This window comes from Enterobacter sp. Res13-Sevr-PEC09-46 (assembly GCF_015672585.1).
Classification (GTDB): domain Bacteria; phylum Pseudomonadota; class Gammaproteobacteria; order Enterobacterales; family Enterobacteriaceae; genus Enterobacter; species Enterobacter hormaechei_C.
The window spans coordinates 20025-46400 of record NZ_JADABR010000030.1 but is presented as its reverse complement, the minus strand read 5'-3'; the positions used below and the strand labels follow the sequence as shown (position 1 = coordinate 46400).

General features: G+C 52.3%; 33 protein-coding genes and 1 other annotated feature. Of the genes, 15 read left to right on the top strand and 18 right to left on the bottom strand.

The genetic code is table 11. The annotated features are described in order from the left end of the window. Positions 1-137 precede the first annotated feature (137 nt). Positions 138-392 (top strand): cell division activator CedA, encoded by a 255-nt coding sequence (gene cedA / locus IMQ56_RS18595; RefSeq protein WP_071524159.1) that lies wholly within the window; start codon positions 138-140, stop codon positions 390-392. A 48-nt stretch (positions 393-440) separates the two neighbouring features. On the opposite strand, the gene tcyP is transcribed toward cedA, so the two are convergent. The 4 genes from tcyP to hxpB all read right to left on the bottom strand — a co-directional run bounded on the left by tcyP (position 441) and on the right by hxpB (position 4207). Further along, a complete protein-coding gene (tcyP, locus tag IMQ56_RS18590; protein ID WP_047637417.1) occupies positions 441-1832 on the bottom strand; it encodes a cystine/sulfocysteine:cation symporter in 1392 nt (463 codons plus the stop codon). A 127-nt stretch (positions 1833-1959) separates the two neighbouring features. Continuing rightward, positions 1960-2550 carry a metal-dependent hydrolase gene (locus tag IMQ56_RS18585; protein WP_015570742.1) on the bottom strand — a complete coding sequence of 197 codons (591 nt, stop codon included), beginning with the start codon at positions 2548-2550 and terminating at the stop codon, positions 1960-1962. A 95-nt stretch (positions 2551-2645) separates the two neighbouring features. Further along, positions 2646-3407: a 2-dehydro-3-deoxy-D-gluconate 5-dehydrogenase KduD gene (kduD, locus tag IMQ56_RS18580; protein ID WP_017384658.1), complete on the bottom strand. Its 762-nt coding sequence runs from the start codon at positions 3405-3407 to the stop codon at positions 2646-2648. A gap of 128 nt (positions 3408-3535) precedes the next feature. Continuing rightward, positions 3536-4207, bottom strand: coding sequence for a hexitol phosphatase HxpB (gene hxpB, locus IMQ56_RS18575; RefSeq protein ID WP_063138738.1), 672 nt, complete (start codon positions 4205-4207; stop codon positions 3536-3538). Positions 4208-4348: 141 nt separating this feature from the next. Here hxpB and IMQ56_RS18570 point away from each other — a divergent pair, with 141 nt between their 5' ends. Next, entirely contained in the window at positions 4349-4885 is a 537-nt protein-coding gene (locus tag IMQ56_RS18570) for a YniB family protein (RefSeq protein WP_196063638.1), read from the top strand. Between the two features lie 36 nt (positions 4886-4921). On the opposite strand, the gene IMQ56_RS18565 is transcribed toward IMQ56_RS18570, so the two are convergent. The 3 genes from IMQ56_RS18565 to pfkB form a co-directional block, all read right to left on the bottom strand. Continuing rightward, positions 4922-5782, bottom strand: coding sequence for a fructosamine kinase family protein (locus IMQ56_RS18565; protein ID WP_015570740.1), 861 nt, complete (start codon positions 5780-5782; stop codon positions 4922-4924). Between the two features lie 105 nt (positions 5783-5887). Next, positions 5888-6178, bottom strand: a complete 291-nt coding sequence (gene ghoS / locus IMQ56_RS18560; protein WP_003857822.1) for a type V toxin-antitoxin system endoribonuclease antitoxin GhoS — start codon at positions 6176-6178, stop codon at positions 5888-5890. Positions 6179-6269: 91 nt separating this feature from the next. Further along, positions 6270-7202, bottom strand: a complete 933-nt coding sequence (pfkB, locus tag IMQ56_RS18555) for a 6-phosphofructokinase II (RefSeq protein ID WP_196063637.1) — start codon at positions 7200-7202, stop codon at positions 6270-6272. 296 nt (positions 7203-7498) lie between these two features. Between pfkB and IMQ56_RS18550 the strand changes: the two genes are divergently transcribed. Next, entirely contained in the window at positions 7499-8257 is a 759-nt protein-coding gene (locus IMQ56_RS18550; RefSeq protein ID WP_026080717.1) for a YdiY family protein, read from the top strand. Positions 8258-8520: 263 nt separating this feature from the next. Then, the gene (locus IMQ56_RS18545; RefSeq protein WP_015570736.1) at positions 8521-8754 is read left to right on the top strand and encodes a hypothetical protein; all 234 of its coding nucleotides are present in this window, start codon (positions 8521-8523) and stop codon (positions 8752-8754) included. 149 nt (positions 8755-8903) lie between these two features. Here the strand turns inward: IMQ56_RS18545 and yniD are convergent, their stop codons facing one another. Both yniD and yncL read right to left on the bottom strand, forming a co-directional pair. Next, positions 8904-9011: a small membrane protein YniD gene (gene yniD, locus IMQ56_RS18540; protein WP_003857815.1), complete on the bottom strand. Its 108-nt coding sequence runs from the start codon at positions 9009-9011 to the stop codon at positions 8904-8906. A 98-nt stretch (positions 9012-9109) separates the two neighbouring features. Then, entirely contained in the window at positions 9110-9202 is a 93-nt protein-coding gene (gene yncL, locus IMQ56_RS18535; protein WP_071842885.1) for a stress response membrane protein YncL, read from the bottom strand. Between the two features lie 321 nt (positions 9203-9523). Between yncL and thrS the strand changes: the two genes are divergently transcribed. From thrS to btuC, 9 genes are all read left to right on the top strand, one after another. Then, complete coding sequence (gene thrS, locus IMQ56_RS18530; protein WP_003857814.1) at positions 9524-11452, top strand: threonine--tRNA ligase; 1929 nt, start codon at positions 9524-9526, stop codon at positions 11450-11452. 3 nt (positions 11453-11455) lie between these two features. Continuing rightward, positions 11456-11998 carry a translation initiation factor IF-3 gene (gene infC / locus IMQ56_RS18525; RefSeq protein WP_023616141.1) on the top strand — a complete coding sequence of 181 codons (543 nt, stop codon included), beginning with the start codon at positions 11456-11458 and terminating at the stop codon, positions 11996-11998. Positions 11999-12095: 97 nt separating this feature from the next. Next, positions 12096-12293, top strand: coding sequence for a 50S ribosomal protein L35 (gene rpmI / locus IMQ56_RS18520; protein ID WP_001124225.1), 198 nt, complete (start codon positions 12096-12098; stop codon positions 12291-12293). A gap of 50 nt (positions 12294-12343) precedes the next feature. Beyond that, a complete protein-coding gene (rplT, locus tag IMQ56_RS18515) occupies positions 12344-12700 on the top strand; it encodes a 50S ribosomal protein L20 (RefSeq protein WP_000124850.1) in 357 nt (118 codons plus the stop codon). Between the two features lie 116 nt (positions 12701-12816). Further along, positions 12817-12941 (top strand) — a sequence feature (Phe leader region). Further along, positions 12822-12866: a pheST operon leader peptide PheM gene (gene pheM, locus IMQ56_RS18510; RefSeq protein WP_001386830.1), complete on the top strand. Its 45-nt coding sequence runs from the start codon at positions 12822-12824 to the stop codon at positions 12864-12866. It overlaps the preceding feature by 45 nt. A gap of 62 nt (positions 12942-13003) precedes the next feature. Further along, entirely contained in the window at positions 13004-13987 is a 984-nt protein-coding gene (gene pheS / locus IMQ56_RS18505) for a phenylalanine--tRNA ligase subunit alpha (RefSeq protein WP_003857809.1), read from the top strand. A 15-nt stretch (positions 13988-14002) separates the two neighbouring features. Continuing rightward, positions 14003-16390 (top strand): phenylalanine--tRNA ligase subunit beta, encoded by a 2388-nt coding sequence (gene pheT / locus IMQ56_RS18500; protein WP_015570734.1) that lies wholly within the window; start codon positions 14003-14005, stop codon positions 16388-16390. A 4-nt stretch (positions 16391-16394) separates the two neighbouring features. Beyond that, on the top strand, positions 16395-16694 hold the full coding sequence (ihfA, locus tag IMQ56_RS18495; RefSeq protein WP_003857805.1) for an integration host factor subunit alpha: 300 nt from the start codon (positions 16395-16397) through the stop codon (positions 16692-16694). Between the two features lie 103 nt (positions 16695-16797). Continuing rightward, a complete protein-coding gene (gene btuC / locus IMQ56_RS18490; RefSeq protein ID WP_196063636.1) occupies positions 16798-17778 on the top strand; it encodes a vitamin B12 ABC transporter permease BtuC in 981 nt (326 codons plus the stop codon). A 66-nt stretch (positions 17779-17844) separates the two neighbouring features. On the opposite strand, the gene IMQ56_RS18485 is transcribed toward btuC, so the two are convergent. The 9 genes from IMQ56_RS18485 to IMQ56_RS18445 all read right to left on the bottom strand — a co-directional run bounded on the left by IMQ56_RS18485 (position 17845) and on the right by IMQ56_RS18445 (position 25274). Further along, positions 17845-19065, bottom strand: coding sequence for a site-specific integrase (locus IMQ56_RS18485; protein WP_045629624.1), 1221 nt, complete (start codon positions 19063-19065; stop codon positions 17845-17847). Further along, a complete protein-coding gene (gene xisR / locus IMQ56_RS18480) occupies positions 19065-19280 on the bottom strand; it encodes an excisionase family protein (protein WP_039271032.1) in 216 nt (71 codons plus the stop codon). The genes IMQ56_RS18485 and xisR overlap by 1 nt, the downstream gene beginning before the upstream one ends. Positions 19281-19344: 64 nt before the next feature. After that, positions 19345-19584: a DUF4060 family protein gene (locus tag IMQ56_RS18475; protein WP_045335171.1), complete on the bottom strand. Its 240-nt coding sequence runs from the start codon at positions 19582-19584 to the stop codon at positions 19345-19347. Positions 19585-19618: 34 nt separating this feature from the next. Continuing rightward, the gene (locus IMQ56_RS18470) at positions 19619-20704 is read right to left on the bottom strand and encodes a RecT family recombinase (protein ID WP_196063635.1); all 1086 of its coding nucleotides are present in this window, start codon (positions 20702-20704) and stop codon (positions 19619-19621) included. Positions 20705-20713: 9 nt separating this feature from the next. Continuing rightward, the gene (locus tag IMQ56_RS18465; RefSeq protein ID WP_196063634.1) at positions 20714-23710 is read right to left on the bottom strand and encodes a RecE family exodeoxyribonuclease; all 2997 of its coding nucleotides are present in this window, start codon (positions 23708-23710) and stop codon (positions 20714-20716) included. Positions 23711-23832: 122 nt separating this feature from the next. Continuing rightward, positions 23833-24120 carry a DNA breaking-rejoining protein gene (locus tag IMQ56_RS18460; protein ID WP_100397159.1) on the bottom strand — a complete coding sequence of 96 codons (288 nt, stop codon included), beginning with the start codon at positions 24118-24120 and terminating at the stop codon, positions 23833-23835. A gap of 86 nt (positions 24121-24206) precedes the next feature. Further along, positions 24207-24365: a YdaE family protein gene (locus tag IMQ56_RS18455; RefSeq protein ID WP_165777824.1), complete on the bottom strand. Its 159-nt coding sequence runs from the start codon at positions 24363-24365 to the stop codon at positions 24207-24209. Positions 24366-24374: 9 nt separating this feature from the next. Further along, positions 24375-24560 (bottom strand): DUF1482 family protein, encoded by a 186-nt coding sequence (locus IMQ56_RS18450; RefSeq protein WP_100397158.1) that lies wholly within the window; start codon positions 24558-24560, stop codon positions 24375-24377. Positions 24561-24860: 300 nt separating this feature from the next. Beyond that, positions 24861-25274 carry a helix-turn-helix domain-containing protein gene (locus IMQ56_RS18445; RefSeq protein ID WP_017693529.1) on the bottom strand — a complete coding sequence of 138 codons (414 nt, stop codon included), beginning with the start codon at positions 25272-25274 and terminating at the stop codon, positions 24861-24863. Between the two features lie 120 nt (positions 25275-25394). On the opposite strand from IMQ56_RS18445, the gene IMQ56_RS23070 reads away from it, so the two are divergent. Together IMQ56_RS23070 and IMQ56_RS18440 are read left to right on the top strand one after the other, a co-directional pair. Beyond that, positions 25395-25625, top strand: coding sequence for a hypothetical protein (locus IMQ56_RS23070; RefSeq protein WP_017693528.1), 231 nt, complete (start codon positions 25395-25397; stop codon positions 25623-25625). Between the two features lie 2 nt (positions 25626-25627). Next, positions 25628-26170, top strand: a complete 543-nt coding sequence (locus IMQ56_RS18440; protein WP_048219611.1) for a toxin YdaT domain-containing protein — start codon at positions 25628-25630, stop codon at positions 26168-26170. The last annotated feature ends 206 nt before the right edge of the window (positions 26171-26376 follow it).

The window sequence follows — 26376 nt, the reverse complement described above, 5'->3', positions numbered from 1 at the left end:
ATGTGATGAATTAGCAGGCGAACTAAGCGTTTTCAGATAAGTGATTAGCGAAAGGAGCCATCTGCCTCACGTCAGGCGCGACGGGTGGGGGGAGAATCGGCTATGATAGAAATTTCCTGCTTTAAGAATTTGCTTTAGTGAACCCGTCGCTTATGAAACCTCTTCGTCAACAAAACCGCCAGGTTATTAGCTATGTGCCCCGCGTTGAACCCGCGCCGCCTGACCATGCCCTGAAAGTGGATGGTTTTCGCGATGTCTGGATGTTACGGGGTAAATACGTTGCCTTCGTGCTGATTGGCGAGCACTTCCGTCGCTCCCCTGCGTTTACGGTGCCGGAATCGGCGCAGCGATGGGCTGTGCAGACCCGCCAGGATGAAGAGGTTGAAGAATAACAGCCATAAAAAAACCGCCCGCAGGCGGTTTTTTTATTTCAGCCGTGATTAACGATGGGCCAGTTCCGCATCTTCTTCGCTGTCGAGAATCGTTTTGTCGGTCTGCTTCAGCCACTGGCTGGTCAGGGTACCGGCGGTCATTGAGCCACTCACGTTCAGGGCGGTACGCCCCATATCGATCAGCGGTTCAACAGAGATCAGCAGGGCAACCAGCGTCACCGGCAGTCCCAGCGCAGGCAGAACGATCAGCGCAGCGAAGGTCGCGCCGCCGCCCACGCCCGCAACACCGGCGGAGCTAATGGTCACGATACCCACCAGCGTCGCAATCCAGACCGGATCCAGCGGGTTAATCCCCACGGTTGGGGCAACCATCACGGCCAGCATCGCCGGGTAGAGACCCGCACAGCCGTTCTGCCCGATGGTGGCGCCAAAGGAGGCCGAGAAGCTGGCGATAGACTCCGGTACGCCCAGACGACGGGTCTGTGCTTCCACGTTCAGCGGGATAGATGCCGCGCTGGAACGGCTGGTGAAGGCGAAGGTCAGCACCGGCCAGACTTTGCGGAAATATTTCAGCGGGCTAACGCCGTTCACGCCCAGCAGGATACCGTGCACCACAAACATAATGCCCAGCCCCAGATAAGAGGCGATCACAAAGCTGCCAAGCTTGATGATGTCTTGCAGGTTAGAGCCTGCCACGACTTTGGTCATCAGCGCCAGGACACCGTACGGCGTCAGCTGCATGACCAGACGCACCAGCTTCATCACCCAGCTTTGCAGGGTATCGATGGCTGTCAGAACGCGCTCGCCTTTCGGCGCATCGTCCTTCAGCAGCTTGAGCGCAGCCACGCCCAGGAATGCCGCGAAGATCACCACGCTGATAATGGAGGTTGGGCTTGCACCGGTCAGGTCAGCGAACGGGTTCTTCGGAATGAAGGAGAGCACCATCTGCGGAACGGTCAGATCGGCCACTTTACCCACGTAGTTGGTCTCAATCGCCGTCAGACGCGCGGTTTCAGCGCTACCCTGCACCAGACCTTCAGCAGTCAGGCCAAACAGATTGGTTACCAGCACACCCACCAGCGCCGCAATCAGCGTGGTGAAGAGCAGGGTACCAATGGTCAGGAAACTGATTTTACCCAGTTGAGAGGCATTATGCAGGCGGGCTACGGCGCTCAGAATAGAGGCGAATACCAGCGGCATAACGATCATTTGCAGCAGCTGTACATAGCCGTTACCGACAATGTTGAACCACTGAATAGAATCTTTCAGTACCGGGCTATCGGAGCCGTAAATGGCGTGTAAGGCCAGGCCAAACACCACGCCCATGACCAGACCGACCAGTACCTTTTTCGCCAGGCTCCACTGTTTGTGGCGAGCCTGGGCGAGAAGCAATAGCAATACGCCGAACACAACAATGTTCGCGATGAGTGGAAAATTCATCCCCGTTCTCCTGATTTATTATACGGTCGGTTTTTACCGAACCTGTTGGCGCAAGGTTATCAGAAGTGTGATGTCGCGCTTATATCCATATGGAATGGTTTATGACAAAAGTGATTATATTGTCGGTTTAATGTTCAATCTGGTGATTAATAAAACGATTGAACTGAAATTGTAGCGAGTTGATCATTTGCGATGACCAGCGCACTGCACCATTTTCGGGCAATGTCTGCGGCATCCACACGGCATACGCAAACAGCGCCATACACAGAACGCGCTCCAGCTGGTTGCCTTTTTGCGGCACGAGGATTGGCAGACGGAAACGCCAGCGGCAGGGCCAGAGCAGCGGTACACCTGCTGGCGTCAGCATATCGGCGAGGATATGGCTTAAGTAGCCGAGCACCATGCCCTGAATGGCATCCGCCGGGACGATCCAGCTCTCCGGAACCTTCAAATAGAAGAGTGTAAGCAGGCCAAATACGGCCAGCAGGCTGTGGGTAAACCCGCGATGACCAAAGGCTCTGGCGATGGGTTTTGAAATCCACTTCAGCCGCTGGCCAAGGAATGACTTTGGATGATCTATGTCCGGCAGCAGGCAGGTCAGCACGGCGGAAGGGACAATATGCCACCAGTCCCCCTGTGCCAGCACAGGGGTCAGTTCAGCGTTTTTGGCAAACACTGCACAGGCAAGTGAAAAAAGCAGGTGGCCTTCCGCCGTCATGATAAAACCCGGTAAACTGTCGATTCATACAGTATAGGGTTTTTATACAGTGTGTGAAAGAGGTGACGGTGTAACTCTTTGTCACAAACGCACGGTTAGCGCGCCAGCCAGCCACCGTCTACGGCGAGGGTATGGCCGTTAACGTAATCAGAGGCCGACGAGGCCAGGAACACCACCGGACCCTGTAGATCCTCCGGCAGACCCCAGCGACCCGCCGGAATACGGTCGAGGATCGCCTGGCTGCGCTGCTCATCATCGCGAAGCTGCCGGGTGTTATTGGTCGCCATATAACCCGGCGCAATAGCATTCACATTAATGCCCAGCGTTGCCCATTCGTTCGCCAGCAGGCGGGTGAGGCCCAGCACGCCGCTTTTGGACGCCGTATAGGAGGGCACCCGGATGCCGCCCTGGAAGGAGAGCATGGAGGCAATGTTAATAATCTTGCCGCCCTGACCCTGCGCGATAAACTGTTTCGCCACTGCCTGAGAGAGGAAAAAGACCGATTTCAGATTGAGATCGATGACCTCGTCCCAGTCCTTCTCGCTAAATTCCAGCGCATCGGCACGGCGGATGGTGCCGGCATTGTTAACCAGAATATCGATGCGGCCCATCTCAGCGACTGCGGTATCCACCACGCTCTGAATACTCTCCTGCTTGCCAAGATCGGCGCGAATCGCGATAAAGCGTCGACCCAGCGCCGTAACGCGCGCTGCCGTTTCGTCAGGAACCTTGCGGTTAACCCCCACGATATCGCATCCTGCCTGGGCGAGGGCAATGGCCATACCTTGCCCCAGACCGGTATCGCACCCGGTCACCATCGCCACTTTTCCTGCCAGAGTAAAAGCATCCAGTATCATACGCGCCTCAGAAGTCAGGTTATTGTCATTCTGCACGTAAGAATAGGAGTCTGGAATGAGAAAAGCAAATAAAGTAAAACGTTGTTTTGATTTGGCGAGACAGGCAGCCGAAGCTGCCTGAAAGAGCGTTACTCCCCGCGCAGATGGCAGGCAGTCAATTCTTCAAGAGACGTCAGCCTGACGTCCGCGAGGGCAAAACGGGGATCGTGTCGGCCTTCTTCAGCCGGCACAACGATGGAGCGCATACGTGCGGCTTTGGACGCCACCATGCCGTTAACCGAATCTTCCAGCGCCACACAGGTAAGTGGATCCAGCCCCAGTTTCGCGGCGCAGTCCATATATACCTGCGGATGTGGCTTGCTGTAAGGAAGCTTTTCGGCCGAGGCCAGCGCGTCGAAGCTGTCGCGCAGCCCGAACATCGTCAGCACTTTTTCCAGCATATGCAGCGGTGAGGCGGAGGCCAGCCCCACTTTCAGCCCTTGCGCCTTGCACAGGGCGATAGCGTCGCGTACGCCCGGTAACAGCGGCTTATACTCTTCTACGAGGGAGATAGCGCGGTTGATAATGCGCGCCGTTACTTCGTCGCGATCCGGGCCAACCCATGGCTGGTGGGCATACCAGAGGTCAACCACCATATCGATGCGCAGCCCCAGGGTATCGGGAAGCTCGTTACGACGACTGATATCGACGCCGAGGCTGGCCATCACGTCCAGTTCAGCCCGATCCCACAGGGGTTCGGAATCAATCAGCAATCCATCCATGTCAAAAATAGCGGCAAGTATCTGGCGCGGGGTCGACATTACAACATCTCCTTATCTTGGGGGTAAGACAAACGGTGCTAAGCACAAGCAATTTAGCATATTGCATTCAAAGAGCGGGCGAAAATGACCGACAGCAGGTAGACTTAGGCACAAATAACGCGTCTTTATGAAGAGGAACTAATGACGTATCAACAAGCTGGACGCATCGCGGTCTTCAAACGTATTGCTGGTTGGGTTATTTTCATTCCCGCCCTGATTTCAACGCTGATCTCCGTACTCAAATTTATGTACGATCACAGCGAAAAACAGCCGGGCATCAATGCCGTCATGCTTGATTTTGCGCACGTCATGATTGAGATGATGCGGTTTAACACCCCGTTCCTGAACGTCTTCTGGTTCAACTCGCCCACGCCGGATTTTCACCACCAGCTGAATGTCGGTTTCTGGATAATCTATGCGTTGATATTTATCGCGATGGCGTTGCAGGCCTCCGGCGCGCGCATGAGTCGCCAGACCCGCTTTTTGCGCGAAGGGGTGGAAGACCAGCTGATACTTGAGAAGGCGAAAGGCCCTGACGGGATGAGCCGCGAGCAGATCGAATCGCGCATTGTCGTTCCGCGTCATACCATTTTTGTGCAGTTTTTCCCGCTCTACATCCTGCCGGTCATTATCATTGTGGCCGGGTATTTCTTCTTTACGCTGCTTGGCTTCCTGTAAATCCTAAGGGAAGGGGCGTGAAGCCGCCCCCTCCCGCTATGCCGCCAGAATGCGGTCCAGCGCCCGCTGGGCATTCACCAGATGACTCCCGCCAAACAAAATAGCCCGGTTTATCAAGGTGTACAGCTGATAAACCGGTTGACGATCAAGGAAACCCGCAGGTAACGGCGAGACAGACTGATAGCCATCATAAATTTGCGGCGGCTGTTCAGGGTGCAACGGCAGCATTGCGAGGTCACATTCTCTGTCGCCCCAGTAGCAGGCCGGGTCAAATATATAGGGACCATCAGGCCCAAGTGCACAGTTGTTTGACCATAAATCTCCGTGCAGAAGGGAAGCCTGAGGCTGATGCGAAGCCAGACGCTGCTGAATGTGTTCAACAATCGCGTCGATGTTGCCGAACGCTAATCCCTTTTCAGCGGCCAGCTCCAGCTGCCAGCCGATGCGCTGCTCGGCGAAAAAGGTCGACCAGCGGCGCTGCCATGCGTTTGGCTGTGGGGTAGTGGAGAGGTCGTTATCAAAATCGAGCCCGAACTGAGGTTGATCGCTCCACTGGTGCAAACGGGCGATCTGTTGCCCGAGAATAAAGGCGTTGTGCGCATCCAGAGGGCGCGCGGGAAGATAGTTCATCACCAGAAAGCTATAGTCACGATCGCTACCGACGGCTAAAACCTGCGGAACGGTGACTGTTTTACTGCGCGATAACAGCTCAAGCTGATCGGCTTCGGCAGTAAAAATGGGGAGCAATTCACGCTCATCACATTTAACGAAAAGATCGCGCCCGGCGTAACGTAAATGCCATGCGGCATGGATCTCTCCGCCTGGCAGTTCGTTACGCAGTTCAATTTCACCTTCACCCAGCTGCTCACTTAAAAGATGACTGATAGCCTGCCACATGATGTCTCTCCCATGTTGTCTGCCAGATCATAAAGTTAGCGCAAAACGGCTATAAAAAAACAGGAACTAACGCACAACTGAGCGGTTTAATTTTGTACAGGGCACTTATTGTTCTTTTTTATGCCAGTTTTCCCAGCTATCAACATCAATTTCCGTGGCTTTGTCAGTCACGCTTTCCACCAGACTACTGGCCAGCGCCTTCACCTCTTCCTGACTCAGCGGGCTTATCAGGCCAAATGCCAGTGAGCCGAGATCGTGAATATTGCCCTCATCGTCCGTCAGCGTGAGCAGAAAATTGGCGCGCGTGAACGCGTTGTTGAGTTCATTCAGTTCGGTCAGCGACGCCTCATGAATATTCACGGTTACGACGTAGCGGGTGATATCACCACTGCTCATAATTCACCTCGTTGTTATCCTGAAAGTTTTCTTAGCATAGTCGATATGCCCTGTTTAGCGACTTCCCCCTCCATGGGAAGGGGAAGCAGGTTCAGCTTCTCTCCAGGTAATCGACAATTTTCTGGGTATCCGCAAGCGAACACAGACGCGTTCCCTGGTTTATGGTGGCTGCACTCCCTGCCGCGACGCCATAGCGTGCCATCTCCAGAAGCGAAGCGCCCTGCGCCAGCTTCAGCACCATCGCGCTAACCATACTGTCACCGGCGCCCACGGTGCTCTGGCTTTTCATCGGCGGTGGCACAACCTGTACAAAGCCCGTCTTGTCGACGGCCAGCGCACCCTGAGGACCGAGAGAGACCACAACGCGATGCGCTTTGCCCGTACGTACCAGCTCTTCTGCGGCAGTACGAACGTCATCAGGCTGGCTGAGTTCTCGATTAACCAGCGCACTGAGCTCTTTCTGGTTAGGTTTAACGAGTTCAAGTTGTCCGGGTTCTAACGCCGCCTTCAGGGCTTCGCCCGAGCTATCGACAATGCAGCGGATGCCGCGCTGGAGCGCCGCCTGAACCAGCGCCGTCAGTTTTTCTGTTTTGACGCCCGGCGGCAGGCTACCGCTGATCACCAGTAATGAGCCGCTTTCAATGGTCAGCACTTTCTCTTCCAGTTGACGAAACTCATCATCGCTTAATTTCGCCCCCGGCATCACAAAACGATATTGCTCGCCGCTGGATTCAACATGGACATGCAGGTTCTGCCGGGTCCAGTCTTTAGCATCGACGGTGTCTACGGCCACCTGTTCATCTGCCAGCAACGCAACCAGATGTTCTCCCGTGGCGCCGCCAGCGGGGAAGATGGCGGTGGCTTTTCCGCCGAGATGGGTAATAGCGCGCGCCACGTTGATGCCGCCGCCGCCCGGCTCAAACACCGGCGCGCTACAGCGCAGCTTACCTTCCGGGTAGATTTGCGGCGTCATGGTCGCGGAGTCGAGGGAAGGGGAGAGTGTCAGCGTATAAATCGAAGCCATCATGACCTCCTTTTATCATGGGTTCTTTTAAGCCTGGCACCGTTTGGCAGGAAGGCAACGTAAATAACAGTATGATTTTAAATATGAATGCTGACAAATAACCTGCGCCGGGCATATAAAATAAAACACGTTTTGGGATCGTTCTTATTCAAAAAATGAAAGAAGAAAATATTGCTATGTTATTTGCGGCTTTTTATAATTTGTTACCTTTCTATGGTCGCCTTGTCATTGATCCGCAAGAAAGTTTCCGAGACCGTGACGGTCTCTTTTTATGTTGTACGGACTCCTTAAATAAAATGAAGCTTTTGAAGACAGTACCCGCAGCACTGATGCTGGCGGGTGGCGTATTTGCGTCACTGAATGCAACCGCCGATGATACCGTTTTTACTGTCATGGACGATCCCTCCACTGCCAAAAAACCCTTTGAAGGTAACGTGAATGCCGGGTATCTGGCGCAATCCGGTAATACGAAAAGCTCCTCCCTGACCGCAGACAGCACCCTGACCTGGTACGGCAACACCACGGCCTGGTCGCTGTGGGGAAATGCCAGCAACACCTCTGCTAACGATCAACGCTCATCGGAGAAATACGCGGTAGGCGGACGTAGCCGATACAACATGACCGATTATGACTACCTGTTCGGGCAGGCGAGTTGGCTGACTGACCGCTACAACGGCTATCGCCAGCGTGATGTCGTGACTGCGGGTTATGGTCGTCAGTTCCTCAATGGGCCGGTGCACAGCCTGCGTTTCGAATTCGGTCCGGGTGTCCGTTACGACGAGTACACCAACGGCGAAGATGAAACCCAGCCGCTGGGTTATGCATCGGGCACCTATGCATGGCAGATGACGGACAACGCAAAATTCACCCAGGGTGTGTCGGTGTTTGGTGCTGAAGATACAACGCTGAACTCAGAAAGTGCGTTGAACGTGGCCATCAACGAACACTTTGGACTCAAGGTGGCGTACAACGTAACCTGGAACTCATCACCACCTGATTCTGCACCGGAACATACCGATCGCCGAACCACGATTTCTTTAGGTTATAAAATGTAATATCGTCGGGCCGGGATTATTCTCGGCCCGTTTTTTATTTTATGAAACTGTGCTTATTTATATTAAACGGCGTTTTAAAATAATGGGTCTGGTTTCATCTTCATAATTTCTCCATAATTAGCCGACCAGGGCTTATTCAGTTTATTTGACACGAATTGATAAATAATTTGACTAGGCAAGAATGTGATCCAGATCTACACTTACGGCACAGGCGAAAAACTCGCCTCAGGCATATCGCATTAAATAAGTATGAGAATAAAATTATGAAAAAAATCAAAACCGCTACAGCAGCGATGGTGCTTTCCGCACTTTCATTTGGCGTATTTGCTGCTGATAATATGACGCAACCAGCCAGTGACGTTAACAGCCCAATCGGGATCGCTAAAGCCTCGGATGTAGAAGCAGGCTCCAACATTGCCCCTGGCTCTCAGTCTACCGGCCAGTCAATGAATGATGCATTTGATGTACACAAGCTGGTGGCGGGTGAGTGGTCCTGATATTTCAACTGCCACGTGTGACGGAATATATACGCTGTCACAGCCTGTCGAAAACCGGATTATGACGTACCGGTTTTGGACCATAAATTATCGTAAAGATAGTTAAGATTTATTCAGTAAATTCACGGCACGTTTTCGCTGACAAAATATTAGCCCCAGATCATTGCGGCCCAGCGCAGCAGCAACATCGCGCCGCAAATAGCAATTAACACCACGACCATTTTCCAGTGCTTCACGGCAAATCTTTTTGTTGGCATAACCTAATCCTTGTCAGTTGATACCCTTAGTCTACCAAAATCTGCGCCAGAAAGCGCTCAACCCTGGACAACAGGTTATGCCGGAACACCGGTTCGGCTTAAAACCAATGGAATCTGTCAGCCAGAATCAATACCAGGCAAGCAGCGGAAAGTAGATTCAATATCACAACGGTTCTGCTGGATACATTCATGTGATACCCCTTCGATGTTTAAGGACCAAGTCAAGAATAGCTCAGCACTTTCGGATTGCGAGCCTCCGTCAGCAAAAGTTCATGAACGCAGACAAAAGGATGAACGGTTCAAACGGTCGCAGAAGGTGCATTCGCCCTTTCAATAGTGTTACCATTACCCTGCTTGCCGTAAATTCGCATTTATCTGAATCGGCAGGTGCATGATGACGAACCAATTTGACGATTGTTGGTCAGATGGTTTCGTAATCTACTATTTAATCACGATTATTTTCTTTGTATATGCTCTTATGTGTGGGGCATCACTGCAAATAAGGATATAAAATGCCTGTAATTACTCTTCCTGATGGCAGCCAACGCCATTTCGACCATGCTGTTAGCCCAATGGATGTTGCCCTGGATATCGGTCCTGGACTCGCAAAAGCAACCATCGCAGGTCGCGTAAACGGCGAGCTGGTAGACGCGTCCGATCTGATTGAAAGCGATGCAACGCTTGCGATCATCACCGCGAAAGACGAAGAAGGTCTGGAGATCATTCGTCACTCCTGTGCGCACCTGTTAGGCCATGCTATCAAGCAGCTGTGGCCAAACACCAAAATGGCAATCGGCCCGGTTATCGACAACGGTTTCTACTACGACGTTGACCTTGACCACACCCTGACTCAGGAAGATATCGACGCGCTCGAGAAACGAATGCACGAGCTCGCCGAAACCAACTATGACGTCATTAAGAAGAAAGTCAGCTGGCACGAAGCGCGTGAAACCTTCGTGAAGCGCGGCGAGAGCTACAAAGTCTCGATTCTTGATGAAAACATCGCTCATGATGACAAGCCTGGCTTGTACCATCACCAGGAATACGTCGACATGTGCCGTGGACCGCACGTGCCGAACATGCGCTTCTGTCATCACTTCAAACTGATGAAAATCGCAGGCGCTTACTGGCGTGGCGACAGCAACAACAAAATGTTGCAGCGTATTTATGGTACCGCGTGGGCCGATAAGAAGGCCCTGAACGCGTACCTGCAACGCCTGGAAGAGGCGGCTAAGCGTGACCACCGTAAAATCGGTAAGCAGCTTGACCTGTATCATATGCAGGAAGAAGCGCCGGGGATGGTGTTCTGGCATAACGACGGCTGGACTATCTTCCGTGAACTGGAAACGTTCGTGCGCTCCAAGCTGAAAGAGTACCAGTATCAGGAAGTGAAAGGCCCGTTCATGATGGACCGTGTGCTGTGGGAAAAGACCGGCCACTGGGACAACTACAAAGATGCAATGTTCACCACTTCGTCTGAGAACCGAGAATACTGCATCAAGCCAATGAACTGTCCGGGCCACGTTCAGATCTTCAACCAGGGTCTGAAATCCTACCGCGATCTGCCGCTGCGTATGGCGGAGTTCGGTAGCTGCCACCGTAACGAGCCATCAGGTGCGCTGCACGGTCTGATGCGTGTTCGTGGCTTTACTCAGGATGATGCGCATATCTTCTGTACTGAAGATCAGGTCCGTGAAGAAGTTAACGCCTGTATTCGTATGGTCTACGATATGTACAGCACCTTTGGCTTCGAGAAGATCGTGGTCAAACTCTCAACGCGTCCGGAAAAACGTATCGGCAGCGATGAGACATGGGATCGCGCAGAGGCGGATCTCGCCGTCGCGCTGGAAGAGAACGGTATTCCGTTCGAATACCAGCTGGGCGAGGGCGCATTCTACGGTCCGAAAATTGAATTTACCCTGTATGACTGCCTCGATCGCGCATGGCAGTGCGGAACGGTACAGCTGGACTTCTCCCTGCCGCAGCGTTTAAGCGCCTCTTATGTTGGCGAAGACAACGAGCGTCAGGTGCCGGTTATGATTCACCGTGCGATTCTCGGTTCACTGGAGCGCTTCATCGGCATCCTGACCGAAGAGTTCGCGGGCTTCTTCCCAACCTGGCTTGCGCCAGTGCAGGTAGTGGTGATGAACATTACCGATTCTCAGGCGGATTACGTTAAAGAATTGACGCAGAAACTACAAAATGCGGGCATTCGCGTAAAAGCAGACTTGAGAAATGAGAAGATTGGCTTTAAAATCCGCGAGCACACTTTACGTCGTGTCCCGTATATGTTGGTCTGTGGTGATAAAGAGGTGGAAGCAGGCAAAGTTGCCGTTCGCACCCGCCGTGGTAAAGACCTGGGGAGCCTGGACGTAAGTGAAGTGATTGAGAAGCTGCAACAAGAGATTCGCAGCCGCAGTCTTCAACAACTGGAGGAATAAGGTATTAAAGGCGGAAAACGAGTTCAAACGGCACGTCCGAATCGTATCAATGGCGAGATTCGCGCCCAGGAAGTTCGCTTAACAGGTCTGGAAGGCGAGCAGCTGGGGATTGTGAGTCTGAGAGAAGCGATCGAAAAGGCTGAAGAAGCTGGAGTAGATTTAGTTGAAATCAGCCCTAACGCCGAACCGCCAGTTTGTCGTATCATGGACTACGGCAAGTTCCTTTATGAAAAGAGTAAGTCTTCTAAGGAACAGAAGAAGAAGCAAAAAGTTATCCAGGTTAAGGAAATTAAATTCCGTCCTGGTACCGACGATGGCGATTATCAGGTAAAACTCCGCAGCCTGATTCGCTTTCTGGAAGATGGCGATAAGGCCAAGATCACGCTGCGTTTCCGCGGTCGTGAGATGGCCCACCAACAGATTGGTATGGAAGTGCTTAACCGTGTCCGTGACGATCTGAGTGAACTGGCAGTAGTCGAATCCTTCCCTACGAAGATCGAAGGCCGCCAGATGATCATGGTGCTCGCTCCTAAGAAGAAACAGTAAGGCCTTCAAGCAGCAAAATCTGTGGAGCCTTCGGGCCCCATAGGTTTTGTTCGCCTATGTTTCGTTTATTTAACAATGCGAAGTGGAAGTTATTAAAATGCCAAAAATTAAGACCGTACGCGGTGCTGCTAAGCGCTTCAAAAAAACCGGTAAAGGTGGTTTTAAGCACAAGCACGCTAACCTGCGTCACATTCTGACTAAGAAAGCTACCAAGCGTAAACGTCACCTGCGTCCAAAAGCCATGGTTTCTAAAGGCGATCTGGGCCTGGTCATCGCGTGCCTGCCGTACGCATAAGTCGTTAACGTTTAACTTTTTTAACTTAGAATAGATACAGGAGAGCACACATGGCTCGCGTAAAACGTGGTGTAATTGCACGTGCACGTCACAAGAAAATTTTGAAACAAGCTAAAGGCTACTACGGTGCGCGTTCACGCGTATACCGCGTTGCCTTCCAGGCTGTTATCAAAGCAGGTCAGTACGCTTACCGTGACCGTCGTCAGCGTAAGCGTCAGTTCCGTCAACTGTGGATTGCGCGTATCAACGCAGCAGCACGTCAGAACGGTATTTCTTACAGCAAATTCATCAACGGCCTGAAAAAAGCCTCTGTTGAAATCGACCGTAAGATCCTGGCTGACATCGCAGTATTCGACAAAGTAGCGTTCACCGCTCTGGTCGAAAAAGCGAAAGCAGCACTGGCATAAGCCAGTTGAGAGAGGGGGCTTTGCCTCCTCTTTTCATTTAACACCATCAGAAGATTGACATTTATCCGTGCAGGCTTTTCAATAAGGTCTAACGGTTTTTACCCTACAAGGTAACGCAAGCATGAATGCTGCTATTTTCCGCTTCTTCTTTTACTTTAGCACCTGACTTCAGGAGGCTAGCGCGTGAAAGATGAAACGAAAAACAGCGCCAGATAAGCCTCCCGATGGAGGCTTTTTTTGTGCCTGAAGTTAAGAGAATACGTCCAACAATTCGGTGTCTGCACCGACATAATGAGGAAAACCATGTCACATCTCGCAGAGCTGGTTGCCAGTGCAACGGCCGCCATTAACCAGGCCTCAGATGTTGCCGCGTTAGACAATGTCCGCGTCGAATATCTGGGCAAGAAAGGGCATTTGACCCTTCAGATGACTACCCTGCGTGAACTGCCAGCAGAGGAGCGCCCGGCAGCCGGTGCAGTGATTAACGAAGCCAAAGAGCAGGTACAGCAGGCGCTGAACGCGCGTAAAGCCGAGCTGGAAAGCGCAGTACTGAATGCGCGTCTGGCGGCAGAAACGATTGACGTTTCTCTGCCGGGTCGTCGTATTGAAAACGGCGGTCTGCATCCGGTGACTCGTACTATCGATCGTATTGAAAGTTTCTTCGGTGAGCTCGGCTTTACCGTGGCGACTGGCCCGGAAATTGAAGATGACTACCACAACTTCGATGCCCTGAACATTCCTGGCCATCATCCGGCACGTGCTGACCACGACACTTTCTGGTTTGACGCTACCCGTCTGCTGCGTACTCAGACTTCCGGCGTTCAGATCCGTACCATGAAGGAGCAGGAGCCGCCAATCCGCATCATCGCGCCGGGTCGCGTATACCGTAACGACTACGATCAGACCCACACCCCAATGTTCCACCAGATGGAAGGTCTGATTGTTGATAAAAACATCAGCTTTACCAACCTGAAAGGCACGCTGCACGATTTCCTGAACAACTTCTTTGAGGAAGATTTGCAGGTTCGCTTCCGCCCGTCCTACTTCCCGTTCACCGAACCGTCTGCGGAAGTTGACGTGATGGGTAAAAACGGCAAATGGCTGGAAGTGCTGGGCTGCGGCATGGTGCATCCAAACGTGCTGCGCAACGTGGGTATCGATCCGGAAGTGTATTCCGGCTTTGCGTTCGGTATGGGTATGGAGCGTCTGACCATGCTGCGCTACGGCGTAACCGACTTACGTGCGTTCTTCGAAAACGATCTGCGTTTCCTCAAACAGTTTAAATAAGGGCAGGACAGAACAATGAAATTCAGTGAACTGTGGTTACGCGAATGGGTGAACACCACGCTGGACAGCGACGCGCTTTCCAACCAGATCACCATGGCGGGTCTGGAAGTTGACGGTGTAGAGCCGGTTTCTGGCGCCTTCACCGGCGTGGTCGTGGGTGAAGTGGTTGAGTGCGGTCAGCACCCTAACGCTGACAAACTGCGCGTAACAAAAGTCAATGTGGGCGGTGACCGTCTGCTGGATATCGTCTGCGGTGCGCCAAACTGCCGTCAGGGCCTGAAAGTGGCCGTGGCGACCGTCGGTGCGGTGCTGCCGGGCGATTTCAAAATCAAAGCGGCTAAGCTGCGCGGTGAGCCGTCTGAAGGCATGCTGTGCTCCTTCTCCGAACTGGGTATTTCCGACGATCACTCTGGCATTATTGAACTGCCGCAGGATGCGCCAGTTGGTACTGATATCCGCGAATACCTGAAGCTTGATGACAACACCATCGAAATCAGCGTAACGCCAAACCGTGCTGACTGTTTAGGCATCATCGGTGTGGCCCGCGACGTGGCCGTGCTGAACCAGACTGAACTGAACGTGCCGGAGATCGCTCCGGTTGAGGCAACCATCAGTGACGTGCTGCCGATACAGGTAGACGCGCCTGAGGCCTGCCCACGCTACCTCGGTCGTGTGGTGAAAGGTATTAACGTTAAAGCGCCAACCCCGCTGTGGATGAAAGAGAAACTGCGTCGCTGCGGTATCCGTTCTATCGATGCAGTCGTCGACGTCACCAACTATGTTCTGCTGGAGCTGGGCCAGCCAATGCACGCCTTTGATAAAGATCGTATCGAAGGTGGGATCGTCGTGCGCATGGCGAAAGAGGGAGAAACCCTGGTTCTGCTGGACGGCAGCGAAGCGAAACTGAACGCTGACACCCTGGTGATTGCCGATCACAACAAAGCGCTGGCGATGGGCGGGATCTTCGGCGGCGAGCACTCTGGCGTCAACGACGAGACGCAAAACGTCCTGCTGGAATGCGCGTTCTTCAGCCCGCTCTCCATCACCGGCCGCGCACGCCGTCACGGTCTGCACACTGATGCTTCTCACCGCTACGAGCGTGGCGTGGATCCTGCGCTGCAATACAAAGCGATGGAGCGTGCGACTCGCCTGCTGATCGACATCTGCGGCGGCGAAGCGGGTCCGGTTATTGATGTGACCAACGAAGCGACGCTGCCGAAGCGTGCGACCATTACCCTGCGCCGCAGCAAACTGGATCGTCTGATTGGTCACCACGTTGCCGATGCGCAGGTGACCGACATTCTGACGCGTCTGGGCTGCGAAGTTACTGAGGGTCAGGACGAGTGGAAAGCCGTTGCGCCGTCCTGGCGTTTTGACATGGAGATCGAGGAAGATCTGGTGGAAGAAGTGGCCCGCGTTTACGGCTACAACAACATCCCTGACGAGCCGGTGCAGGCGGGTCTGGTGATGGGCAGCCATCGCGAGGCCGATCTGTCTCTGAAGCGTGTGAAAACCATGCTGAACGACAAAGGCTACCAGGAAGTGATCACCTACAGCTTCGTTGATCCTAAGCTGCAACAGCTGATCCACCCGGGTCAGGAAGCGCTGATCCTGCCAAGCCCGATTTCCAGCGAGATGTCAGCGATGCGTCTGTCCCTGTGGACGGGACTGCTGGGTACTATCGTTTATAACCAGAACCGTCAGCAAAACCGCGTGCGTATTTTCGAAAGCGGTTTGCGCTTTGTACCGGATACTCAGGCGAATTTAGGCATCCGTCAGGATCTCATGCTGGCCGGCGCCATCAGCGGTAACCGCTTTGAAGAGCACTGGGACCTGGCAAAAGGGACGGTTGATTTCTACGATATGAAGGGCGATCTGGAAGCGATTCTCGATCTGACCGGTAAATTATCCGAAATTGAATTCCGCGCAGAAGCGATTCCAGCCCTGCATCCGGGTCAGAGTGCGGCGATCTATTTAGACGGCAAACGTGTTGGTTTCATTGGGGTTGTTCACCCGGAACTGGAACGTAAGCTGGATCTGAATGGCCGTACCATCGTATTCGAACTGGAGTGGAACCCGGTTGCAGACCGCGTCATTCCTCAGGCGCAGGACGTCTCCCGCTTCCCGGCAAACCGCCGTGATATCGCGGTTGTGGTCGCTGAAAATGTGCCCGCAGCAGATATTTTGGCCGAATGTAAGAAAGTTGGCGTAAATCAGGTAGTTGGCGTAAACTTATTTGACGTGTACCGCGGCAAGGGCGTAGCAGAAGGTTTCAAGAGCCTCGCTATTAGCCTTATCCTTCAGGATACCAGCCGTACACTCGAAGAAGAGGAGATTGCCGCTACCGTCGCCAAATGTGTAGAGGCATTAAAAGAGCGATTCCAGGCATCATTGAGGGATTGAACCTATGGCGCTTACAAAAGCTGAAATGTCAGAATATCTGTTTGATAAGCTTGGGCTTAGCAAACGGGATGCCAAAGAGCTGGTAGAGCTGTTTTTCGAAGAGATCCGTCGTGCTCTGGAAAATGGTGAGCAGGTTAAACTCTCCGGTTTTGGCAATTTTGATTTGCGAGACAAAAACCAACGTCCGGGCCGTAACCCGAAGACGGGGGAAGATATTCCCATTACAGCCCGCCGCGTGGTGACCTTCAGACCCGGACAGAAGTTAAAAAGCCGTGTCGAAAACGCAACGCCCAAAGCAGAGTAATATGAACTAACTAAAAAGGCCGCTCACGCGGCCTTTTTTCTTTGCGCTATTTGCTAAACCCGCCGTAAAATCAATGATATCTCAACCGGATAACCTATCGTCTATGCTTGATCTTGCCCGCCGCCAGCACCGCTCCGATCTTCGCCGCCTGTGTCTGCTCGGGGTGCTGTTGATTGTCGCCACCACCGTCAGCCTGTGTGCGGGCGATCGGTGGCTGGGGCCGGAAAGCTGGTTTACGCCTGAAGGACAGCTCTTTGTCTGGCAGATCCGCCTGCCGCGGACGTTGGCTGTCCTTTTAGTTGGCGCTGCGCTGGCGCTGTGCGGCACGATCATGCAGGCATTATTTGAAAACCCTCTGGCGGAACCCGGGCTTCTCGGGGTGTCAAATGGCGCAGGCGTCGGGCTTATCGCCGCCGTGATGCTGGGGGGAGGCGAGCTCTCCGGCTGGGGGATTAGCCTCAGCGCCATCCTTGGCGCGCTGTTGATAACCCTTATCCTTCTGCGCTTTGCCCGCCGCCACTTATCCACCAGTCGGCTGCTGCTTGCCGGGGTAGCGTTGGGGATCATCTGTAGTGCGCTGATGACCTGGGCCGTCTACTTTTCTACCTCCTTCGATCTGCGCCAGTTAATGTACTGGATGATGGGGGGATTTGGGGGTGTTGACTGGCGTCAGGGGTGGCTGATGGTGCTCCTGATCCCGGTCATCCTGTGGACGGCGTTCCAGGCGCAGCCTCTTAATATTCTCGCGCTGGGCGAAACGTCTGCTCGCCAGCTCGGGATGCCGATTGGATTCTGGCGCAACGTGCTGGTTATCGCCATTGGCTGGATGGTAGGCGTAAGCGTGGCGCTGGCGGGGGCGATTGGCTTTATTGGGCTGGTGATCCCGCATATGCTGCGCCTGTGCGGCATTACGGACCACCGAACCCTGCTCCCGGCCTCGGCGGTTGCCGGGGCGGCAACGCTGCTGGTTGCCGATATCATCGCCCGGCTCGCCCTGACGGCCGCTGAGTTGCCCATAGGCGTGGTGACCGCAACGCTGGGCGCACCGGTCTTTATCTGGCTACTATTAAAGGCTAATCGCTGAACCTACTGATAGTATTGCTAAAAATTCAATTCACTATTGTCTTGGGGGCATGCTGGGGGCATTTCACTAAATCTTTCTGTTCAACATATCTATTTGGTCATCGTTCATACGCACGATCCATTTGGAATATACGGTATAAACCATGCGTGCGTTTTTATGCCCCATCTGACTGGCTATGAAAGACGGGTTCGCGCCAGCTGAGAGCATCCAGCACGCATATGTGTGCCTTGTGTGATATGGAGAACGATACCTTATACCAGACTTTTGTACCGCCCCAGGCCATGTAAGGTTAATCGTGCTCTGAGAATAATGTCGGCTCACTGTCCCTTCATTATAATTAGGTACAAAACAGAATCTCAGGTTCTGCTTTTCAACCTTTCCGCGCTCGCGGTGGTAAAATTCAATTTCGGTAGGCTCTTTATGTCCCGTAAGCTCGAATTGCCTTTTTAAAGCCTCCAGTGCCGGTTTTAACAGTTTGACCGTTCTTAACCCAGCCTTTGTCTTGGGTGGCCCAAATTTTTTAGTTAGCGTCATTGTGCGTTTAACATGTATCTCACCACTGACGAGATCGACATCCTCCCATGCTAAACCTGTCAATTCACCATGGCGTAAACCCGTATACACTGCAAATGTCCAGAGGTTCAGATGCTGACCGCGCCAGTGCTTTGATAACTCCTGGAATTCTTCTTTCAGCAATGGGTCTGGATCAAGCTCTGAGGTCTTCAGGCTTTTTATGTTCTCAAAAGGTTTATGCTGTATATAGTTGCTCTGGTGAGCGAAGCTGAGCATTCTGCATAATTGCCCCATGAAGGCGTTAACAGTTCTGACTGTACGTTGCCCTTCGGATCTGGCTTTAAACGCCCCCTCAAGCAACTGTTTACGATAGAGGAGCATGTCATTAAGTTGTATGTCTTCAATGGCAGTATGCTCACCAATTATTTTCGTAAAAAGAGCGCTTACCGAACGCGTTATCATCATGGTTGCCGATGAAATCTCAACTTCTTTAACCGCGTGATATGCGTCGCACAGTTCACCGAAAGTTAGAACACTTTTTGTAGGTTGCGAAAACTTTTTAAGTGCCTTGCTCTCCGGAAAACGCTCTTCATATTTGAATGTGCCCAACTGTATTTCAGCACATATCAATGCTCTCAAATTTCCCGCTTTTTTGATGTTGGAACTATTAACTATCCACCCACGCAAAACCTCTCTACAGCGAACGTTTTTGTATTTGAATGATATCCTCAGTTTACCGTTATGAATTTCCACGCCGGTAGGTAAGCCTGCCATTACGCATCCTTAATGAAATGGTTAATTTTGGGGTAGTTGTACCAGGCAAGCCCTTTTTCAGATTCAGTTCTGCCATCTGCGGTAACGTATTTAAAATGGACGCCGTTCACCCAGGACTTAAGGCGGTAGCTTTTTATCTGCCCGCTGGAGAGTCCTGTTTTTTCGATGAGTTTAGCCTCAACCATCCACTCTTCATTAAAAATTACCTGTGCCATAGTTCACCTCAGGTAACCGGCACGAGTATAAATGTGCCGGTGTGATGACGTTGATAAATCGATATCAGGCAACCTGCCCGGGAAGATTGCGCAGCCGGCGCGCACTGTTCATGGCTGTCGCGACGTAGCTGGCCCGGCGGTTAACAACTTCCACGGTTATCTTTATTCCATCCACCACTACGGTGTAGGTGGTCTTGGTCTTCTGCCTTCCGAATTCCCCGTAAATTTCCACATGCTTCGCCAGTGCTGCTTCACATGCCCGGCGTGCAAGTGGCGATTGTTTGCTTCGGTTAATCAGTTGCATATCGTTACCGGGAGGGCTAACCCTCCCGCCTCCCTTAGCCAACATATTCCGGTTTCATATCATCGAGGGTGATGCGGTACTTATCGTGCAATTCATCACCCAAGTGCCGTTTAGCCGCCAGGAGCATCTTCTCAACTTCCTCGAAGCGTTCTCCCGCACCTTCCACTCCCGGTTGTGGAAGAGCGTTGATAGCTGTATCAACTTTGTTTTTCGCATTCACAAAGTGGTACCGGCGCGTAGCTTTGTTTTTCAGTTCAGTGTGCAATGCTGCACCCAGTACGGATTTAGAAGCATTGATGTCGTTTCCGACGGTAGTGGCATCGTCCAGAGTTTCAGCAGAATCAATCCGTTTACGGTATTCATCAGCCAAAGTGTCGATTTTCACTGAGGACTGTTGCGCGTTCTGTGTGGTAGATACGTTGTCATCAGCAATTTCAGTCAAACTTATGTGCTGCGCAGGGGCAGGATTTACCTCCCGTTCTTCACGCCGATCATCCAGCTCGTCCGGGGTATAAACGCCCAGAATTACATCCGGGCAGAACAGGCGGGCCCAGCGCTTCACTGCGAGATATGCAAGCTGCTGGCGCGGGTCGTCAGCCCAGAGCGTTGAGTTACGGGTGCGTGCCTGGGCCAGCAGTAAATCGAGTTCTCTCGGCTGATCTTCACCCTTCAGGGTTGCGCGAATAATAATGCCGATCCCGGTTTCGTCAGCCAGGGTCCAGCCCGGGACCCGGTACTCGCCTTTTTCGCCTTTACGAATATGGAATTTTCCAACAACTTTTTCCCATGGCCCGTACCACTCATATTCAAAGCGGCTGGCAAGCACGCCGCTACGCGATATGACGGCATTGACCAGCTGCGCTTCGTACCCGAGCACACCATTAATCAGGTGCGTCTTCTGTGCCACAGCAAAGGGATTCATCTGCCATTGTGCGGCCTGCATCGCTACGGCCATGCAATCGGCCTGATTGCCCTGAAGATGCTTAGGAACTGTCGCGGTGCCCTGAGCCATAATCTGCGCAAAAGTGCTGATGGCGTTCAGGTATTGAGAATCGAACAGTGCCACGTTGGAATTGATAACGGTGTTCTGATCAGCAACGGTAACGATGGTATTTTGCATATATCCCCCTTATGCCTGAGTACGCAGCGCTTCGAGGCGGCGCAGGTCGAAATCGTTAAGTTCGTCGGTGTAATCATCGATGATCGGAGCTGGCCATTCCCCAGTGTCGAAGCCGGTAGCGATAGCGCGCATCATTTTGCGGTACTCGAGCATGCCCAGTTCCAGCAGGTCTGCGGATGCCTCGATGATGGCGATCCAGTGGTAGTTCTCGTCTTTGTTGACGAATATCCAAAAGAACTGGTCCAGCGCCGCGGTTTCGCAATACATGGCCGCGCTCAGGTGATAGTCGCGGTCAATGATTTCCCGGTGCAGTCTGGCGCGCAGGCTTTCCTGCTTTACGTTCCACATGCTGATAGTTTTCAGGTCTGCGCCGATACGTACACCGTCCAGGTCGATCTCGAGGTCCGGGCGCACACGAACTTCCAGGCCCGTCTCCTCGTCAAAGCCGAAGTAACTCACCTCGACGGCGCGGCTCGGGTGGGTCAGCAGCATGCTGGCGGTCGGGTGAGCCAGAAGCGCTTTTTGAATATTCAATGCGGTGCTCAGCTGCTGACGGGTGACCAGCACTTTCCCCTCCGGGTTATCGCGCCAGGCATCCAACAGCTCGTCGGCAAACACGGCATCTGGTTTTACTGTCTTCACGGCCTGAATCAGATCAGCCTTCGTGCCAGAGACTTTCAGCGGTTGTGGCTTCTGCGCTTCCTGAGCGACAAGGTCAGGATTGATAATCGCCAGTTGTTCGAGAAGCGCGTCGCGGCTACCGCTGGTTTTCACCTGCGGCGGCAGGGTGGCGTTGTACTCTTTGATGCATACCTTCATTGCCGTTGCCGTCTGCTTCTGGTCTGCATCGATACGCTGGAAGTCAGCTGGCAGCGTCATATAGTTCTGCGCTGTTTCTTCCAGGCTAGCGCCCAGCGGCACCTGAGCGGGCAGGGTGGCGTTGTACTCTTCCAGTAACACCTTGATGTCGTCGGCAGACAGCAGCGCCGGCAGGCTGGCGTTGTACTCATCGATAAAGGTGCGCAGTGTCGCCGTGGTGGTGAATGCGCTTTCAGGGATAACCGGTTCAATGCTGAACTCTGCATCCAGCTGTTCAGGCTGCAACGCCAGCGCATGCACTAAGTTGCCCATGTCCAGAACTGCGGAGCGCTCTTTGACGATGGTTTTTTCAACGTGGCGCGCATTGAAGTACATCAGGCTGACGCGGGCGTCTTTTACCTGCGTGCTGCTGATCCCGTTCGCTGCGTGATAAACGTTATTTGGTAAACCTTCATAACGACCAGGCTCGAAATAAGCAGGATATTCAACAGCTGGTTCTTCCTGATGCACTTCTGGGTCGTTTTGTGCCGATCCTGACTCGTTCTGGTCTACTGAATCAGGAATTTGGGTTGCATCATCCCGATCCTGGCTGGCGAGACTCGGCGCGCTGGTGGCCAGAATCTCATCGGCAGACGGCTCTACGGTAGCTGGTTCTTCACAAGCGCCAGCACCGCTTTCGTCTGGCTGCACAGCTTCTTTGCCCGACGGCATCGCATCACCAGCCTGTTCTTCATTACCGATATTGTTTTGAACCTGCACATTGCTGGTGGTCCCCACTTCCGGTTTTTCAACTTCATTTGAGGTGTTTTGGTTGAGTAGGCCATCAATGGAGTAAATACCTCCACCGAGATTTTCAACTTCTGGCTGAGTCCGGGTGTTTACCCATCTCGGATCGGTTGGGTCACTGATGCCTTTGACATATTCGCCGCGCTCTGCTGCAAGCTGGCGGTTAATTTCTTCAACAGCATCTTTTTCTGGTATGTGGCGTGCAGCGGTTAGGGTTTCTGCTGTCGGGTTTGCGTGATCGCTTTCTGTCAGATTGGAGTTGATATAGCCGCGCAAACGGTCAGGAAAATGCGCTAAATGCTCACCAGCTTCACGGATAAGCGCAAAAATAGCGGCACGGGAATAGTCCAGAATACCCGGTGTTGCGCGAAGTGCTGCGGACCATTCTTTGAATGGACTTTCTTTTTTCTTGACGATTTCTTTTGCGCGACGATAAACGCTGCCGGGTAATTCATAGATGTTGAAGTCCATTGGCAGGGTGGCAAGTGCGATCTCAATATCCAGAGAGTCCATATCGTGCTTGAGTGACTCGTTACGATCGGTTTTATTACCGCCTCCAGCGTTCGCGCCGCTTTCAGTACGCTGAATAGCTGATACACGATTACCTTTGCACCACTCTTTAACCAGCAGGCCGCGATCCAGGTGGGACGTTTCAGTCCATACTTGCGTAAACTTCAAAATCAGAGAGAGTTCGTGACGTTTCTCCATATCAAAAACGTCTCTGACGGCTCTGGTGTATTTCCACAGGAATGGCATATCCAGAGTCTGGATTTTTTCTACGCTGGTGGCGGCCAGCAGCAGGTTCTGGACGTACCCGTTATCAGTGTCCATTTCCAGCGTGCTTATTTCCTGATACTCCGCCTGCGTGAGGTGGTAGCGAAGTTCATCCGACGTAAGCTGCGACAGCAGCTGCTTACGGAACGACATCTGCACGATAGGGTAGCGCGTGTTTTCGTCGTCGCCTTCGTCAATCTTCAGATCAGAATTGGTCGGAGGAACTGCATCAGCCTCGTTAAAAGCCTGTTCGTCGACGATTTCACCAGTAGACGTGTCAACGCCATTAACGACCGTGGCTTCGGCCATTTCCGCTTTTTGTGTTGCAGGATGCTCGGGCAGAGAAACCCCAGGGATCTGCTCCCAGTTCATTTTGCCTTTATCGAGCTGATAATAATCACAGAAGGTAAAACTGATTTCGCCTTCCGGTGGAAGTTCGTTTACAACAGGGAAATTAGTTGCGACCGCTTTGTAATAGTCTTTAAATTTGCGACCGGACTTAAGCAGTAAATAATCCAGGGTGGCATTAGCGGTTTCAAAGTTCTCGCTGCACCATAAAACTGCATCAGGCTGACCAGAATGTTTTTTTGCTCTTCGAACAAGAAATACAGGGTTCGTGTTAGTCATGACACATAATCCTCTTATCGTGTAGACTGGAGGTGCCTGAAAGACACCTCGTATTTACCTGGGGATGTCCGGTTCGCTTTGGTCGGTGAGACCGGACAGGCAGGCCCACTTCGGTGGGCTTTTTAATGGACAGTGATAAATGCACGCTCCATGAAGTTGCGCTTGTGCTGGCGATAGCTGCCGTGCCCGCTCTTTTCACCATCTTTAATTTTCACGGCCAGCAAGCTGATAGCCTCGATAGCGCAGTGCGGACAGTTGAACGAGTCAAGAACATAACCCCCATCAAGTACGACGGTGGTTTCGCCGTTTTCAGTGGTATGAATCAGGCCAGATACTTTCTTGTCGCAGTTGAATAAAGCGATGCTTTTGTTAATTGCTTTCAGATTTAATTCGACTTTTACGATTTCCATAAAATGTTCCTTTTGGTTTATTCAGGGTGTAAGAAACCACGCCAAATAAATGGCGAATTTTTATTTTCAAATTACAGGGCTGCTAATTACGCTTCGTGTGCCATCTGGTCTTTTTCAGCACACTGTTTTGAGCAATACTCTTTTTCTTTACGGGCAAGATTATTGCCACAAAAATAAAGCAAGGTGCGTTTAACTTCTTTCACCGCTTCAAAAGGCTTGCGGCAGTATCCGCATTCTTTCTTCATTTCCGCTCCTTACAGGCTTGCCGGGATCTCGCCGTTACGAATAATTCCCTCGACAGGCCAGCACTCACAATTCACGTTTTGCTCAACAGCAGCTGCCTGGCATTGTTGCTGGTTGTCATAGACATCGATAACGACATCCTGCGATTCACCGTTAAGGGAGATAACAGTCAGAACCAGTGCGAATAAAGTGTTCATTACGGAGTACCCTTTTGAGCCAGTAAGTAACAAAGCTGGCGGATTCTGACTGTAATCCAGTTGAGGCGAACGGCCTGCTGCTGTGCTGGTTTGCGTGCAAAATCAATCATTTCATCCTCTTTGCCTTGTCGCCGGCCAGCGGAACGTTTATCACCTGACAACGATGCGCTTGTTGTCGATGAACTGAAGATTACAACCAAAGGTTCGATAAGTAAAGCCAAAATGGAACTCAAAGTTCTATTTGAGGGTAAAAAAAGACACCGTAGAGGTGTCATGTTTTTGTACTAGGCGGGAATGGGGCTATTTCTTGAGATCGTTCATGATGTCGTAAACATCATTCTTGAGTAAGTCCATTTCTTTCACCACACCCCTGGTGTGGATGATCAAACGGAGCTTTTCAGCTTCAGGCAACTGATTAAAGAGAGATAACAGGGTTTGTTCCTGTTCATCAAGAACGCGAGGTAATGTCGGAAGCTCTTCTCCATTCTCCCCTTCTGTTCCCGGTTCCATAAAGAACCAGTACTCAGGCCTACCAGTTACGGCTGACAGCCTTTTAAGGCGATCGCCGCTTGCAGCTGCTGCACCATTCGCCCATTTACGCACTGAGGTATGTGAAAGCATCACGCGCCTGGCTAAATCAGCCATGCTCCAGCCGTTTTCCTCCATCACTTGATGGATTCTTTTGGCAAACACAGGGTGAGGAGTTTTATTCATATTTTCATTTTACAACCAATGGTTTTATAGTTCATCAGAACTATTGGTTTGATTTTTGTTGGAACCAAAAGTTTTAAATGTTATTCTCCTGCCACCATAAACGAACACACAGGTCAACAAATGGATAACCAACTTAAAAACAAAATCAGTAGCCATATGACGCAAGTAGGCATTGGAGAATGCTTTGGCATTTCTTCACAGGCCGTCGGTAAGTGGCTTCGGAAAGGAAAGATACCTCACGGTCGTATTTTGCCACTCTGTCGGATTCTTGAGTGGCAGGTTACACCTCATGAAATCGACCCTGTGGCATATCCAAACCCTACTGACGGCCTTCCACATCAGGAGTCCTGACCATGCACTCCATTTCATATCAACAAAATACCGGATTACATCCGGGGGCGATGATAAATCGCAATCAGCCAGGCGCGGCAGATAAGCACGAACAGATCCGCGACGCCGTTCGTGCCTGGGCTGCGTCACTGGATAACCAGGATGTCGTTGCCGGGATCATCGTTGAGGAGTGGGAACGACAGGGCGGCGCCGGGCTGGAATTTCCCGAAGACCTGAGCCGTAAGCGTCAGAAACTCTTCCGCTGGCTCGATGGTGATACGGAGTATGCGCGCAAAAACATCAGCCAGCTGTCGCCCGCGATCATCGCCGTTCTACCGCTTGAGTTCCGTGGCCGCCTGGTACCTCAGGACTGCTTTATGACGCGCTATGCAGCGATGGAGAAGGAGATCGGCGAAGCGAAACGCGCGGTGATTCTGAGGGCGCCGCAGCACCAGCTGGTGAAAGAGGTGAGGGAGGGCATTGAACACCTGCTGGCGCTTCTGCCTGGGGAGGCTGTTGTTCAGGTTCTGAGTGGTCTCGCAGTCATGGGCCCGGGCGTCATGTGAGGTGTGCAGTGAATCATGTCAAATTTATTGAAAAGCACGTTCGCGAAGAACTTATCCGGCAGGGCTTCACCGCAGCTGTGGCGCAGGGGGGGGCATTTCAGGCCGTCGATATGTACAAGCGAATGTCTCAGGCAAGTCGTAAGGGGAGAATTTTCGATGATGTTTTGCGTCACGCGAAGTTATGGGCAGAAAAACAGACAGTGCCG

Excerpts from the sequence above, each read along its gene's own strand:
- tcyP (WP_047637417.1), bottom strand. The coding sequence starts at position 1,832 with ATGAATTTTCCACTCATCGCGAACATTGTTGTGTTCGGCGTATTGCTA.
- IMQ56_RS18585 (WP_015570742.1), bottom strand. The coding sequence starts at position 2,550 with ATGACGGCGGAAGGCCACCTGCTTTTTTCACTTGCCTGTGCAGTGTTT.
- kduD (WP_017384658.1), bottom strand. The coding sequence starts at position 3,407 with ATGATACTGGATGCTTTTACTCTGGCAGGAAAAGTGGCGATGGTGACC.
- hxpB (WP_063138738.1), bottom strand. The coding sequence starts at position 4,207 with ATGTCGACCCCGCGCCAGATACTTGCCGCTATTTTTGACATGGATGGA.
- IMQ56_RS18570 (WP_196063638.1), top strand. The coding sequence starts at position 4,349 with ATGACGTATCAACAAGCTGGACGCATCGCGGTCTTCAAACGTATTGCT.
- IMQ56_RS18565 (WP_015570740.1), bottom strand. The coding sequence starts at position 5,782 with ATGTGGCAGGCTATCAGTCATCTTTTAAGTGAGCAGCTGGGTGAAGGT.
- ghoS (WP_003857822.1), bottom strand. The coding sequence starts at position 6,178 with ATGAGCAGTGGTGATATCACCCGCTACGTCGTAACCGTGAATATTCAT.
- pfkB (WP_196063637.1), bottom strand. The coding sequence starts at position 7,202 with ATGGCTTCGATTTATACGCTGACACTCTCCCCTTCCCTCGACTCCGCG.
- IMQ56_RS18550 (WP_026080717.1), top strand. The coding sequence starts at position 7,499 with ATGAAGCTTTTGAAGACAGTACCCGCAGCACTGATGCTGGCGGGTGGC.
- IMQ56_RS18545 (WP_015570736.1), top strand. The coding sequence starts at position 8,521 with ATGAAAAAAATCAAAACCGCTACAGCAGCGATGGTGCTTTCCGCACTT.
- yniD (WP_003857815.1), bottom strand. The coding sequence starts at position 9,011 with ATGCCAACAAAAAGATTTGCCGTGAAGCACTGGAAAATGGTCGTGGTG.
- yncL (WP_071842885.1), bottom strand. The coding sequence starts at position 9,202 with ATGAATGTATCCAGCAGAACCGTTGTGATATTGAATCTACTTTCCGCT.
- thrS (WP_003857814.1), top strand. The coding sequence starts at position 9,524 with ATGCCTGTAATTACTCTTCCTGATGGCAGCCAACGCCATTTCGACCAT.
- rpmI (WP_001124225.1), top strand. The coding sequence starts at position 12,096 with ATGCCAAAAATTAAGACCGTACGCGGTGCTGCTAAGCGCTTCAAAAAA.
- rplT (WP_000124850.1), top strand. The coding sequence starts at position 12,344 with ATGGCTCGCGTAAAACGTGGTGTAATTGCACGTGCACGTCACAAGAAA.
- pheS (WP_003857809.1), top strand. The coding sequence starts at position 13,004 with ATGTCACATCTCGCAGAGCTGGTTGCCAGTGCAACGGCCGCCATTAAC.
- pheT (WP_015570734.1), top strand. The coding sequence starts at position 14,003 with ATGAAATTCAGTGAACTGTGGTTACGCGAATGGGTGAACACCACGCTG.
- ihfA (WP_003857805.1), top strand. The coding sequence starts at position 16,395 with ATGGCGCTTACAAAAGCTGAAATGTCAGAATATCTGTTTGATAAGCTT.
- btuC (WP_196063636.1), top strand. The coding sequence starts at position 16,798 with ATGCTTGATCTTGCCCGCCGCCAGCACCGCTCCGATCTTCGCCGCCTG.
- IMQ56_RS18485 (WP_045629624.1), bottom strand. The coding sequence starts at position 19,065 with ATGGCAGGCTTACCTACCGGCGTGGAAATTCATAACGGTAAACTGAGG.
- xisR (WP_039271032.1), bottom strand. The coding sequence starts at position 19,280 with ATGGCACAGGTAATTTTTAATGAAGAGTGGATGGTTGAGGCTAAACTC.
- IMQ56_RS18475 (WP_045335171.1), bottom strand. The coding sequence starts at position 19,584 with ATGCAACTGATTAACCGAAGCAAACAATCGCCACTTGCACGCCGGGCA.
- IMQ56_RS18470 (WP_196063635.1), bottom strand. The coding sequence starts at position 20,704 with ATGCAAAATACCATCGTTACCGTTGCTGATCAGAACACCGTTATCAAT.
- IMQ56_RS18465 (WP_196063634.1), bottom strand. The coding sequence starts at position 23,710 with ATGACTAACACGAACCCTGTATTTCTTGTTCGAAGAGCAAAAAAACAT.
- IMQ56_RS18460 (WP_100397159.1), bottom strand. The coding sequence starts at position 24,120 with ATGGAAATCGTAAAAGTCGAATTAAATCTGAAAGCAATTAACAAAAGC.
- IMQ56_RS18455 (WP_165777824.1), bottom strand. The coding sequence starts at position 24,365 with ATGAAGAAAGAATGCGGATACTGCCGCAAGCCTTTTGAAGCGGTGAAA.
- IMQ56_RS18450 (WP_100397158.1), bottom strand. The coding sequence starts at position 24,560 with ATGAACACTTTATTCGCACTGGTTCTGACTGTTATCTCCCTTAACGGT.
- IMQ56_RS18445 (WP_017693529.1), bottom strand. The coding sequence starts at position 25,274 with ATGAATAAAACTCCTCACCCTGTGTTTGCCAAAAGAATCCATCAAGTG.
- IMQ56_RS23070 (WP_017693528.1), top strand. The coding sequence starts at position 25,395 with ATGGATAACCAACTTAAAAACAAAATCAGTAGCCATATGACGCAAGTA.
- IMQ56_RS18440 (WP_048219611.1), top strand. The coding sequence starts at position 25,628 with ATGCACTCCATTTCATATCAACAAAATACCGGATTACATCCGGGGGCG.